We start from the raw sequence: 13,020 nt of genomic DNA, 5'->3' as shown, positions 1-13,020 counted from the left end.
GTGGTCATCTTCGACTGCGACGGGGTTTTGGTAGACAGCGAAGTACTGCTGGCCGACGTGCACGTGACCCAGTTACGGAAGCTGGGGCTGAACATCACGCATGCCGAACTGACCGAACGCTTTCTCGGGGTAACCGACCGCGCGATGCATGCCGCGCTCGAGGCAGACCTCGGCGCACCGTTTCCCGATGACTACGACCGCGAAGTCAAGGCCGAGCTTCGCAGGCGCGGCGAGCGCGAGTTGCGCGCAGTGCCCGGTGCTGCCGCAGCACTGCGTCGTTTACACGGACCATGCTGTGTCGCATCGAGCAGTGCGCAGGCCGAGCTCGAGTTCAAGCTGGATGCCACCGGCCTCGCGCCATGCTTTTCCGGCAGTGTCTTCAGCGCAGATGTTGTCGCCGCGGGCAAGCCGGCGCCCGATATCTTCCTTTACGCCGCCCGCGCGATGCGCGTCGACCCGGCGGAATGTCTGGTGATCGAAGACAGCGTGAACGGGGTCAAGGCAGCCGTCGCCGCGGGCATGGACGTGATCGGCTTTACGGGCGCCAGCCATCTGACGCCCGCCTATGGTGATCGTTTGCTGGCCGCAGGTGCGCAAGCGGCAATCGGTGATTTCGGCAGTTTGACCCGGCTGGTGCCGGAACGGTTCGTCCAGCTCGACTAGGCACAGCCGCGCTCCCAAACGCGAAATGCCGGGCGCCTCCTATAAGACGCCCGGCATAAAGCACGGGTCATTCGCGCCGATTCACATCGCGCCTAGTCCTGCTTGACGCTCTCGCGGTCCCAGAAGCGCAGCTTGCCGCAGGTCTCGATGAAACTTGCCGCGGCGTCCTCGCCCGACGATACATCGAAGAAGCCGTCGTCGCGGCGGCTCCACACGCCTGCATTTTCGAACAGCGGCTGGACCGCGGGGACATAGGCCACGAACTTGGCATGCGCGAAGGCATCGTTGACGAAGTCGATGCTCGGCTTGTCCTCGGCGTAGCGCTTGCCGCTGTCCTCGCCCATCACCACCGCGACCGCGTCATAGACCACCGAGGGGCCGCCATCGATCTTCTCGTCGGCTTCCATCATGTTGCCGTCGGACAGCTTGGCGCCCGCGACATGCGGGGCAATGATTTCCGCCATCGCGCCGGCATCCTTGGCCGCCTGCTGCAGCGCCTTCACGACACCCGCATCAGCGCCCTCGGCAATATAGATACCCAGCTTGCGGCCCTTGAAGCTGTCGGGGCCGTTCTTGAGGATCGACAGCGCGGGGCTTTCGGGCAGGTCGCTGATCGGCTTGCGCGCGAAGGGCACCTTGTCGGGCAGTTCGGTCAGGCCGATGCCGTCGGCGACGTCCTGCGCCAGTCCTTCGTCGATATGCCGCAGATGGCCGACCATGCGCTTGCGGATATCCATGCGCTGCACTTTCGACAGTTCGAAGGTCAGCGCATTGCCCATATGGGTCTGCTCGACCGGGGTCTGCGAGATGTAGAACTGCCGCGCCTGGCTGTAATGATCGGCAAAGGTCGGGCTGCGCTCGCGCACCTTGGCGCCGCTGATCTCGGCCGGATAGGACTGGAAGCCGCGTTCGGCCGACGCGCGCGGACCGGGATCCACGTCTGCGCCGTCGCCGCTGCCCCAGCTGTTGGGTTCGTAATTCACGCGGCCCTTGGGATTGTGCATCGCCATGTGCCCGTCCTGCTGGAAATGCCGCACCGGGCATTTGGGCGCATTGATCGGCAGGTGCGTGAAGTTGGGTCCGCCGAGCCGCTTGAGCTGCGTGTCGAGATAGCTGAAATTGCGGCCCTGCAGCAGCGGATCGTCCGAATGGTCGATGCCGGGCACGATGTTCTGCGTGCAGAAGGCGACCTGCTCGGTCTCGGCGAAGAAATTGTCGACATTGGCGTCGAGCGTCAGCGTGCCGATGATCTCGACCGGGACCTGTTCTTCCGGAATGATCTTGGTCGCGTCGAGCACGTCGAACTCGAACTTCTCGGCGAACTCCTCGTCGAACACCTGGATGCCGAGGTCCCACTGCGGATAGTCGCCCGCATCGATCGCGTCCCACATGTCGCGGCGATGGAAGTCGGGGTCCATCCCGTTGACCTTGAGCGCCTCGTTCCAGACCACCGACTGCAGCCCGAGCGAGGGCTTCCAGTGGAACTTGACGAAATGCGCCTTGCCCTCGGCATTGACCAGCCGGAAGGTATGCACGCCGAAGCCTTCCATGAAGCGGAAGCTACGCGGGATCGTGCGGTCGGACATGATCCACATGACCATATTCATCGCTTCGGGGCTGAGCGAGATGAAGTCCCAGAAATTGTCATGCGCGGTCTGCGCCTGCGGGAAGCCGCGGTCGGGCGCGGGCTTGGCGGCGTGGATCAGATCGGGGAACTTGATCGCGTCCTGGATGAAGAACACCGGGATATTGTTGCCGACGAGGTCCCAATTGCCCTCGCTGGTGTAGAACTTGGTGGCGAAGCCGCGCACGTCGCGCGCGAGGTCGGGCGAACCCTTGTTGCCCGCCACGGTGGAGAAGCGCGTGAAGGTCGGCACCTTTACGCCTTCCTGGTTGAAGATCGCCGCCCGCGAATATTGCGGGATCGCCTTCTTCAGCTCGAAATGGCCGTGCACTCCGTAGCCGCGCGCATGGACCACGCGCTCGGGAATCCGTTCGTGGTCGAAGTGGAAGATCTTCTCGCGCGCGATCTGGTCTTCGAGCAGCTGCGGCCCGCGCGGACCCGCGCTCAGCCAGTTCTGGTCGTCGGCGACCGGGTGACCCTGCGCGGTGGTCATCACGTGGTCGTCATCCTGCGGCTTCTGGTGGTTGGCGCCGCCTTCCGACAGTTCGAATTCCTTGGCCATGCCTGCTTGCTCCATCTGGTTTCCCGGCCGCCATAAAACGGCCACCCACTGGCCTACGGACCCTGGCGCGCTTCGTTCCGCATTTCGGTGCAAAAGCGACGCAATCAAACAAACATCAGCTGCGCATGAAAAACCCCCGGCGCATGCGCCGGGGGTTCTCGGTGGATGACCAAGGGTCGCCGGTTAATCAGTCGTGGTATTTGGCATAGCCGATATCGAACCGGTCGGCGTCCATCACCTTGGTCCATGCGCTGACGAAATCGTCGACGAACTTCTGTTCGTGGCCGTTTTCGGCGTAGACCTCGGCAACTGCACGCAGCTGCGAATTCGAACCGAAGACGAGGTCGGTGCGCGTGGCGTGCCATTTGACATCGCCCTTCAGGCGGCACTTGCCGACGAACTCCTCGTCGCCGCTCTCGTCGATGACTTCCCACACCGTGCCCATTTCGAGCAAGTTGACGAAGAAGTCGTTCGACAGCACGCCCGGACGGTCGGTGAGAACACCGATGCTGTTGCCGTGCTGGGTGTGCTTGGACACGGCGCCCAGCGCACGCATCCCGCCCAGCAGCACGGTCATTTCAGGCGTCGAAAGGCCGAGCAGATGCGCCTTGTCGACCAGCATGTCTTCGGTCTTCACCGAAGCCTTGGTCTTTAGGTAGTTGCGGAAGCCGTCGGCAAACGGTTCGAGCGGCTCCCAGCTTTCGGCATCGAACTGATCTTCGCGCGCATCGCCGCGGCCGGTGGTGACATCGACGCTGACGTCGAAGCCGCCGTCCTTGGCCGCCTTCTCGATCGCTGCCGCGCCGCCCAGCACGATGGCATCGGCCATCGAGATGTCGCCGCGCAGCTCGTCGAGCTTGGCCAGCACCTTGCCCAGTTCATCCGGATCGTTGACCGCCCAGTTGCGCAGCGCATCGAAGCGGATATGCGCGCCATTGGCACCGCCGCGGTGGTCCGAATTGCGGTAGGTCGAGGCCGAGGCCCAGGCCGCCTTGACCAGTTCGCTGACCGACAGTCCGCTATCGAGGACCGCTTTCTTGAAGTCGGCCACCGCGCTGTCCGACGGCGTGGTGCCGGCGGGGATCGGATCCTGCCAGATCAGGTCTTCGGCGGGGACTTCCGAACCGAGGTACCGGACCTTGGGACCCATGTCGCGGTGCGTAAGTTTGAACCAGGCGCGGGCGAATGCATCGTCGAGCGCGGCTTGGTCGTTGAGGAAACGCTCCGAAATCTTGCGATATTCGGGGTCGCGCTTCAACGCCATGTCGGCCGTGGTCATGATCGTCGGAACCTTCTTGTCCGGGTCCCGGGCATCGGGTGCCATGTCTTCCGGATCGGGATCGATCGGGGTCCACTGGTTCGCGCCTGCAGGGCTCTGGGTGAGCTCGTAATCATATTTGAACAGCAGGCGGAAATAGTCATTGCCCCACTGCGTCGGATTGGGCGTCCACGCGCCCTCGATCCCGCTGGTGGTGATATGACCCTTGCCGATTTCCTCGGGATCGGTCAGCCAGCCGAAGCCCATGCGGTGCAGGCCTTCGCCTTCGGGACCGGTGCCGAACGTGTCCGACGGGGCCGCGCCGTGGCACTTGCCGAAGGCGTGACCGCCCGCGGTCAGCGCGACGGTTTCCTCGTCGTTCATCGCCATACGGGCGAAGGTTTCGCGCATGTCGCGCGCCATGCCTTCGGCGTCGTGCGGGTTGCCGCCGGGGCCTTCGGGATTGACGTAGATCAGGCCCATCTGGATCGCGGCGAGCGGATTTTCGAGCGCCTTGCCTTCATCGGGGATGATGCGCGTTTCGACGCCCTGGTCGACCCACTGCTCTTCCGAACCCCAATAGACCATCTCGGGTTCGAACACGTCCTTGCGGCCGCCCCCGAAGCCGAACACCGGACCGCCCATCGATTCGATCGCGACATTGCCGGTGAGGACGAAGAGGTCGGCCCAGCTGATGTGCTTGCCGTATTTCTGCTTGATCGGCCACAGCAGGCGCCGTGCCTTGTCGAGATTGCCGTTGTCGGGCCAGCTGTTCAGGGGAGCGAAGCGCTGCTGCCCGCTCGAAGCCCCGCCGCGGCCGTCGCCGGTGCGATAGGTGCCCGCAGCGTGCCACGCCATGCGGATGAAGAACGGGCCGTAATGCCCGTAATCGGCCGGCCACCATTCCTGGCTATCGGTCATCAGCGCCTTCAGGTCCTCCTTCAGCGCACCGTAATCGAGCGCGTTGAAGGCTTCGCAATAATCGAAGTTCTCGCCCATCGGGTCGGGATTGCGGCCCTCGGTCTGGAGGATGTCGATCTGCAGCTGGTCGGGCCACCAGTCGCGATTGGTCCGCCCGAGCAGGTCACGCGTGCCGCCATTGCCATGGAAGGGGCAGCCGCTCATTTCACCGGTCTTGGCATCCATTGTCCGTTTCTCCGCTTATTATGACTCGAAATATGTCTCGGAGTAAGGGATGGGCCTTTCCCGGTAATTCGTCCAATCGATTAATTGCGTCTCTCGGATTGGATTTGCCGATGATACGGCAGGCCGTGCAGCACATGCGAAAAGCGCCGCCATCCGGTGAGGATGACGGCGCCTTGCAAATGACTGAGGACGCCGGTCAGGCGGCCTGTGCCACTTCCTGTGCAGGCTCATTGCGGATGAGGTAGTCGAAGGCCGACAGACCTGCTTTCGATCCTTCGCCCATTGCCACCACGATCTGCTTGTACGGCACATCGGTGACATCGCCGGCGGCGAACACGCCGTGCAGATTGGTGCGGCCTTCCTCGTCGGTGGCGATCTCGCCGTGCTTGGTCAGCGTGAGCCCGCTGTCCTCGAGCCATTCGGTGTTGGGCACCAGGCCGATCTGTACGAACACGCCTTCGAGCTCGATCGTGCGCTCATCGCCGCTTGCGCGGTCCTTCACGCGCAGGCCGTTGACCTTGCCGTTGGCGCCGGTGATCTCGGTCGTCTGGCCATTGGTGACGATCTCGACATTGGGCAGCGAGCGGAGCTTGGCCTGCAGCACTTCGTCGGCGCGCAGCTTGGTATCGAATTCGATCAGTGTGACATGGCCGACGGTCTTGGCCAGGTCGATCGCCGCTTCGACGCCCGAATTGCCGCCGCCGATGACCGCAATGCGCTTGCCCCTGAACAACGGCCCGTCGCAATGCGGGCAATAGGCCACGCCCTTGTTGCGGTATTCGGCTTCGCCGGGGACGCCCATGTTGCGCCAGCGGGCCCCGGTGGCGAGGATCAGGCTGCGGGCCTTGAGGCTGGCCCCGTTGCCCAGTTCGACCGTGTGCAGGCCGCCCTTTTCGCTAGCCGGAACCAGTTTGACCGCCTGCGCCAGATCCATCAGGTCGATATCGTAGTCGCCGACATGCCGCTTGAGTTCGCCGGCCAGCTTCGGCCCTTCGGTATAGGGCGTGCCGGGCAGGTTCTCGATCCCCAGCGTGTCATGCAGCTGCCCGCCGAAGCGTTCGGCTGCGACGCCGGTGCGAAAGCCCTTGCGCGCAGTGTAGATCGCGGTCGCCGCACCGGCCGGGCCGCCGCCCACCACCAGCACTTCGAACGGGTCCTTCGCGGCAAGCTTCTCGGCCGCCTTGGCTTCGCTGCCGGTATCGATCTTGGCGAGAATCTCGGCCAGTTCCATCTTGCCGTTATAGAACGGTTCGCCGTTGAGGAAGGTTGCGGGCACCGCCATGATGTCGCGGCTGTCGACCTCGTCCTGGAAGGTGCCGCCTTCGATCAACGTGGCGGTGATGCGCGGATTTTCGAGCGCCATCAGCGTCAGCGCCTGCACCACGTCGGGGCAGTTGTGGCACGACAGCGAGAAATACATCTCGAAATTGAAGTCGTCCTCGAGCCCGCGGACCTGTTCTAGCAGGTCGGCATCGACCTTGGGCGGATGGCCGCCGGCCCACAGCAGCGCGAGCACCAGCGAGGTGAACTCATGCCCCATCGGCAGTCCGGCAAAGCGGACCCACTTTTCCGCATCGCTGGCGCGGCGGATCACGAAGCTGGGCTTGCGGCTGTCGGTGCCGTCGAAGCTGGCGCTGACGAGGTCGTGCAGCGCGGCGATCTCTTCGAGCAGTTCGCGCGTCTGCGCGCTCTTGTCGTCATCCCCGAGCGAGGCGACGAGCTCGACCGGCTCGCGCAGATTGGCGAGATAGGTCTTCAGTTGCTGGGTCATCGTTGCGTCGAGCATGGGCGGACTCCGGGTTTCGAGAGGAAACGGTGCAGAAAATCGAGGGGGGTGAAAAGGCCCGGGGCGGGGGGAGGGGGAGGGTGCCCCGGGCCTTCCAGCGACCCGAGTCAGGCTCGGGCTTTTGTACGGGCGCCGTTACGGCGCCCGAACTTTCCAGCGGATGAACGCTTAGATCTTGCCGACGAGGTCGAGCGAGGGAGCCAGCGTGTCGCTGCCTTCTTCCCAGGCTGCCGGGCAGACCTGGCCGGGATTGGCGCGGACGTACTGTGCCGCCTTGATCTTGCGCGCGAGTTCGTTGGCATTGCGGCCGACGCCTTCGCAGGTCTGTTCCATGATCTGGATCACGCCATCGGGATCGACCACGAAGGTGGCACGATCGGCCAGGCCGACGCCTTCGCGCAGCACGTCGAAGTTGCGCGCGAGAACGTGGTTCTGGTCACCCAGGAACGGGAACTGAAGCTTGCCGATCTTTTCCGAAGTGTCGTGCCATGCCTTGTGGCTGAAGTGGGTGTCGGTCGACACGCCGTAGACTTCGACGTCCATCTTCTGGAGCATGGCATACTGTTCGCCGAGGTCTTCGAGCTCGGTCGGGCAGACGAAGGTGAAGTCGGCCGGATAGAAGAAGAATACGGCCCACTTGCCCTTCACGTCTTCGTCAGTGACGTCGAAGAAGTCCTTGCCGGCCTGGAAGGCGGTGGCGGTGAACGGTTTGATCTGGCTTCCGATGATACCCATGGTGGTGGTTCTCCGTGTGTTCGGGTTGAAACGGTTCGGGTGGTAACTCGTGACCCCCAGATAGGCGCTGTTGCGATGCACAAAAGCGATATGATGCGATTGCCCGTATCGGAATAATCGATCAATCCGATGGAACTTTCGTAAAGCGCAACGACTCGACTGAGTTGGTTGCGTTTCCCGCAATCAAGGCCCCTTTCTCTACCCGAAGTCTGGTAGCGTCGGGGCACATGCGGCGGGGTTCGAGACGCTGGCATATCCCACGGATCGGCGACCGATCGTCAAGGGCTAGCGTGCTCGGCGCGCTGGAATGGGGAGGTATGCGACGGCCTGCCGTGCCTACCCGCACTGCGCACGGTGCAACAGCCTGTGGTCAGCCAGGACGAGCGCCATCATCGCTTCTACCACCGGTGTGCCGCGGATGCCCACACAGGGGTCGTGGCGGCCCTTCGTGCGGACCTGCGCTGCCTGCCCCTGGCGGTCGATGCTGTCGACCGGGGTCAGGATCGAACTGGTCGGCTTGAACGCCACCCGGCAGACGACCGGCTGGCCGGTCGAGATGCCGCCGGCGATGCCGCCCGCGTGATTGGCCGCGAATTCGGGTCCGTCGTCGCCCGGCGACATCGCATCGGCGTTCTGTTCGCCGGTCAGCCGGGCGGCATCGAAGCCGTCACCGATCTCGACACCCTTGACCGCATTGATGCTCATCATCCCTGCCGCCAGATCGCTGTCGAGCTTGGCATAGATCGGGGCGCCCCATCCCGCAGGCACGCCGGTGGCGACGCATTCGACCACTGCGCCCAGCGAAGAGCCGGCCTTGCGTGCTTCGTCGACCATTGCCTCCCAGCGTTTCGCCGCCGCGGCATCGGGGCACCAGAAGGGATTGCGCGCAATTTCCTCGGTATCGAAATTCGCCGGATCGATCCTGTCGCCGCCGATCTCGGCGACATAGGCGAGGATCGACACCTCGGGGATCACCAGCCTCGCCACCGCGCCCGCGGCCACGCGCATTGCGGTTTCGCGTGCGCTGCTACGCCCGCCGCCGCGATAGTCACGCAGCCCGTATTTGGCATCATAGGCGTAATCGGCATGGCCGGGGCGGTAGGTGTTGGCGATCTCGGAATAATCCTTCGACCGCTGGTCGGTGTTCTCGATCAGCAGCGAGATCGGCGTGCCCGTGGTGGTGCCTTCGAACACGCCTGACAGGATGCGGACCGCATCGGGTTCCTTGCGCTGGGTGGTGAACTTGTTCTGCCCCGGCTTGCGCGCATCGAGGAAGGGCTGGATGTCTTCTTCGGCCAGCGGCAGCCCCGGCGGGCAACCGTCGACCACTGCCCCGATCGCGGGCCCGTGGCTTTCGCCCCAGGTGGTGAAGCGCAGCGTCCGTCCGAAGGTGTTCCAGCTCATGCCACATCTCATGCCCGCAACTGTGGGCGCCTGTCCATTCTCGCTGGACCAAATCCTTCTTGAGGGCCAAGAACAAACCATGATTGCGAAGCTGAAGGGCCTGCTCGACGAAACCGGCACCGACTGGGCGGTGATCGATGTCGCGGGCGTGGGCTATCTGGTCCATTGTTCGGCGCGCACGCTCAGCCAGCTGGGCGAGCGCGGCGAGGCCTGCACCGTCTATACCGATCTGCAGGTGAGCGAGACCGACATGCGCCTGCTCGGCTTTGCCGATGCGGCGGAGCGCGACTGGTTCCGCCTGCTGACGCAGGTCCAGGGGGTGGGCAGCAAGGTCGCGCTGGCGATCCTCTCGGCGCTGTCGACGGGGGAAGTGCAGACGGCCTGTGCGCAGGGCGATGCCGCAATGATTGCACGCGCCAATGGCGTTGGCCCCAAGCTCGCCGCGCGGATCGTGAACGAACTCAAGGACAAGGCGGGCGCGCTGCCCGGCGTTGCTGCCGGCGTGGGCGCAGCCGCACTGCCAAGGGGCGGGGCCAGCGCCGATGCGGTGAGCGCGCTGGAAAACCTCGGCTTCAAGCCCGCGGTCGCCGCGCGCGCGGTCGCCTCGGCGCAGGGCGAGCTGGGCGAGAGTGCAAGCGAGGGCGAGCTGATCCGCGTCGCCTTGAAGAAAGCAGCGGGATGACGGTGACGGCGAAACGCTACACGATACTGGCGGCCGCTGCCGCGCTGTTCGCAGGCGCGGCCAGCGCACAGGACATGAGCGCGTTTCGGACCGGTCCGATCTTCGAGGAGTTCGGTGCCCATGCCCCGGTCGAAGGTATCGACACCTTCGCTCCCGATACCGAATTCGCGATTGCCTTCGACGTTGCCGGACAGGCCGATGCGGGCACGCGCAACCGCGGGTTCGAAAGCGCCGCACGCTTCATCAACATGCACGCCTCGCACGCGGTCGACCCGGCGAACATGCGGATCGCGGTGGTTGTGCACGGCGGCGCGGTCAAGGATTTGCTCGACGCCGAGGACAACCACTCGCGCGCGATGGTCACGCAATTGCTCGACTACGGCGTGCGCTTCATCGTCTGCGGCCAGAGCGCGGCGGCCCATGGCGTGGCCAAGGCGGACTTCATCCCCGGCGTCGAACTCGCGCTGTCCGCCATGACCGCGCATGCGCAATTGCAACAGGCAGGCTACACGGTGAGCCCGTTTTGAGGAAAGAGGAAACCTCAAGCCCCCGTCATTCTGAACTCGTTTCAGGATCCATCTTTCGCCCTTCTCGAAGCAAGCGGATCAAACCCAAGGTCGATCGCAAAATCGACCCAATGCGGATTGTCTCGCTCGACCAGATTGATCTTCCATTGACGGTGCCAGCGCTTCAGCTGCTTTTCGCGCAGGATCGCCGCCTCCATGCCGCCGAACATTTCGAAGCGCACGAGGCGATGGACCTTGTACCGTGCGACGAAGCCGCCGGTAACGCCTTCGCGGTGTTGCCAGAGCCGCTTCGCAAGGTCGGATGTGACCCCGATATACAGCGTTCCACGCGGCTGGCTCGCGAGGATGTAGACGCAGGGTTCGCGTTCGAACGGCATCCTCCGGTGATTGCCGCGCATTGGATGCTGAAACAAGTTCAGCATGACGGTATGGGGGCAGTGTGACCGAACCCGTTCCCCTCCATTCGGCCGAGCGCCAGCCCGAGGACCCCGATGCCGCGCTGCGCCCCAAGAGCCTTGCCGAATTTGTCGGGCAGAAGGCGGCGCGCGAGAATCTGCGCGTCTTCGTCGAGGCCGCCAAGGGCCGCGGCGAGGCGATGGACCATGTGCTGTTCTTCGGCCCGCCCGGTCTCGGCAAGACCACGCTGGCGCAGATCGTCGCCAAGGAACTGGGCGTCGGCTTTCGCGCCACCAGCGGGCCGGTGATCGCCAAGGCGGGCGACCTCGCCGCGCTGCTAACCAATCTCGAGCCCAACGATGTGCTCTTCATCGACGAGATCCACCGGCTCAATCCGGTGGTCGAGGAAGTGCTTTACCCGGCAATGGAAGACCGGGCGCTCGATATCATCATCGGCGAAGGGCCATCCGCGCGCAGCGTGCGGATCGACCTGCCGCCGTTCACGCTGGTCGGCGCGACCACGCGGCAGGGCTTGCTGACCACGCCGCTGCGCGACCGGTTCGGTATCCCCGTGCGGCTGAACTTCTACACCGAGGACGAGCTGCTCCGCGTGGTCACGCGCGGTGCGGGGCTGCTCGGCATGGGGATCGATGAGGGCGGGGCGCGCGAGATCGCCCGCCGCAGCCGCGGGACGCCGCGCGTGGCGGGCAGGCTGATGCGCCGAGTGCGCGATTTCGCCAGCGTGCTGGGCGAGGCGGTGGTGACCAGCCGCGTGGCCGACGAGGCGCTGACCCGGCTCGAAGTCGACAGCCTCGGTCTCGATGCGATGGACCGGCGCTATCTCACCATGATCGCCACCACCTACAAAGGCGGGCCGGTCGGGGTGGAAACGCTGGCGGCAGGTCTCAGCGAGCCTCGCGACACGGTCGAGGAGGTGATCGAGCCCTATCTCATCCAGCTCGGCCTGATCGCGCGAACCGCGCGCGGGCGCTGCCTCAACGATGGCGGCTGGAGTCATCTCGGGCTGGCGCCGCCCTCGGGGCCGCAGAGCGACATGTTCGACGAATGAGGTTAGCGCTGCGGTAAGAACCGTGGCACGGAAGGTCCCGAAACGGGACGAAGCTTGCGAAAGCCTCGCAATTCCGCGAAAAATTTACTTTCTGGCGGTAATTGCGATCCTGAATACACGCGATTCGCCGGGGGGTGATTCGTTAAAACAACTCAAGGATCGCCTTAAGGGACGCAAATTGCTTCCCTTTTTCGGTCGCAACAGGAAGTTTTATAATGTCGGTCAAATCAGCTCTCGCTAAACTCTCGGCCACGGCGGCGGGTGGTGCGCTGCTCGCAGGCGGGGCGGTCCACGTCGCCGAGCGCCCGATTACCGACAATCCGCAGTACAAGTCGAAATCGGTCAAGCAGGCCAAATACGTCAAGCAGGCGACCCCGCGCGCCGTGCCGCGGCCGACCGTACCGCGTGGCCGCACGATCCCGCGGCAGGTCGAATGCGTTCCCGCCGATTCGGCGGCTGCAGCGAACAATCCGAACAACATCTGCCCGCCGGTGTATCGCCAGGCGATGGCGCCCGTCCCCGTTCCGCCGCTGCCCGCATCGGCTCCCGTTGGCGGTGGTGGCGCATCGCGGTCGATTGCCGGCGGAAGCGGCGGCGGCGGCTTCGGTGGTGGTTTCGGCGGCGGCTTCTTCGGCGGCTTCTTCTCCGGATCGAGCGGCGGCGGCAGCGTGATCGTCAATTCGACCACCACCAGCGGCGGCGAGCCTCCGGTGGTGAATGTCGACGTGTCGACGACCAGTTCGACCGGTGGATCCTCGACTTCGACCTCGACCGGCGGCACCTCTACCTCGACCGGTGAAGTCTCGACGACGACGAGTTCCAGTTCGAGCACGGGCGAAGTCTCCACTTCTACCGGTTCGGTCAGCACCTCGACCGGCGAAGTCTCCACCTCGACGGGTTCGGTCAGCACCTCGACGGGCGAAGTCTCCACTTCGACCGGTTCGGTCAGCACCTCCACCGGCGAAGTTTCGACCTCGAGCGGCAACGTCACCACCAGCACCAGTTCGTCGTCCTCGACGAGCACGTCGAGCTCGACTTCCACGTCGTCCTCGACTTCGACATCAAGCTCGACCTCGTCCTCGTCCTCGACCAGCTCGTCGACTTCGGGCAGCAGCAGCGGCACCGATGTACCCGCCCCGCCGATGATGGCGCTGTTCGGCATGGCCGC

General features: G+C 64.5%; 11 protein-coding genes. 4 read left to right on the top strand and 7 right to left on the bottom strand.

Going from position 1 to position 13,020, the window contains the following annotated elements:
- Positions 1-663 carry an HAD family hydrolase gene (locus tag SJY12_RS08995; RefSeq protein WP_397505135.1) on the top strand — a complete coding sequence of 221 codons (663 nt, stop codon included), beginning with the start codon at positions 1-3 and terminating at the stop codon, positions 661-663.
- 92 nt (positions 664-755) lie between these two features.
- On the opposite strand, the gene SJY12_RS08990 is transcribed toward SJY12_RS08995, so the two are convergent.
- From SJY12_RS08990 to aroC, 5 genes are all read right to left on the bottom strand, one after another.
- On the bottom strand, positions 756-2,849 hold the full coding sequence (locus SJY12_RS08990; protein WP_397505134.1) for a catalase: 2,094 nt from the start codon (positions 2,847-2,849) through the stop codon (positions 756-758).
- Positions 2,850-3,036: 187 nt separating this feature from the next.
- Positions 3,037-5,253, bottom strand: a complete 2,217-nt coding sequence (katG, locus tag SJY12_RS08985) for a catalase/peroxidase HPI (RefSeq protein WP_397505133.1) — start codon at positions 5,251-5,253, stop codon at positions 3,037-3,039.
- Positions 5,254-5,449: 196 nt separating this feature from the next.
- Positions 5,450-7,039, bottom strand: a complete 1,590-nt coding sequence (gene ahpF, locus SJY12_RS08980) for an alkyl hydroperoxide reductase subunit F (RefSeq protein ID WP_397505132.1) — start codon at positions 7,037-7,039, stop codon at positions 5,450-5,452.
- A gap of 168 nt (positions 7,040-7,207) precedes the next feature.
- Positions 7,208-7,774, bottom strand: coding sequence for an alkyl hydroperoxide reductase subunit C (ahpC, locus tag SJY12_RS08975; protein ID WP_050599515.1), 567 nt, complete (start codon positions 7,772-7,774; stop codon positions 7,208-7,210).
- Between the two features lie 336 nt (positions 7,775-8,110).
- Positions 8,111-9,178, bottom strand: coding sequence for a chorismate synthase (gene aroC, locus SJY12_RS08970; protein WP_063505786.1), 1,068 nt, complete (start codon positions 9,176-9,178; stop codon positions 8,111-8,113).
- Between the two features lie 79 nt (positions 9,179-9,257).
- Between aroC and ruvA the strand changes: the two genes are divergently transcribed.
- On the top strand, positions 9,258-9,860 hold the full coding sequence (ruvA, locus tag SJY12_RS08965) for a Holliday junction branch migration protein RuvA (RefSeq protein WP_050599462.1): 603 nt from the start codon (positions 9,258-9,260) through the stop codon (positions 9,858-9,860).
- Entirely contained in the window at positions 9,857-10,387 is a 531-nt protein-coding gene (locus tag SJY12_RS08960; RefSeq protein ID WP_397505131.1) for a DsrE family protein, read from the top strand. The genes ruvA and SJY12_RS08960 overlap by 4 nt, the downstream gene beginning before the upstream one ends.
- A gap of 41 nt (positions 10,388-10,428) precedes the next feature.
- On the opposite strand, the gene SJY12_RS08955 is transcribed toward SJY12_RS08960, so the two are convergent.
- Positions 10,429-10,764 carry a GIY-YIG nuclease family protein gene (locus SJY12_RS08955; protein WP_397505130.1) on the bottom strand — a complete coding sequence of 112 codons (336 nt, stop codon included), beginning with the start codon at positions 10,762-10,764 and terminating at the stop codon, positions 10,429-10,431.
- Between the two features lie 62 nt (positions 10,765-10,826).
- Here SJY12_RS08955 and ruvB point away from each other — a divergent pair, with 62 nt between their 5' ends.
- Positions 10,827-11,852 (top strand): Holliday junction branch migration DNA helicase RuvB, encoded by a 1,026-nt coding sequence (ruvB, locus tag SJY12_RS08950; protein ID WP_397505129.1) that lies wholly within the window; start codon positions 10,827-10,829, stop codon positions 11,850-11,852.
- Positions 11,853-11,994: 142 nt separating this feature from the next.
- On the opposite strand, the gene SJY12_RS08945 is transcribed toward ruvB, so the two are convergent.
- On the bottom strand, positions 11,995-13,014 hold the full coding sequence (locus SJY12_RS08945; protein ID WP_397505128.1) for a hypothetical protein: 1,020 nt from the start codon (positions 13,012-13,014) through the stop codon (positions 11,995-11,997).
- Positions 13,015-13,020: the final 6 nt, after the last annotated feature.

The sequence above is a fragment of the Qipengyuania sp. R86523 genome (assembly GCF_044596365.1).
In the GTDB taxonomy this organism is placed as follows: Bacteria; Pseudomonadota; Alphaproteobacteria; order Sphingomonadales; family Sphingomonadaceae; genus Qipengyuania; species Qipengyuania citrea.
This window is presented reverse-complemented; position numbering and strand designations above follow the sequence as displayed.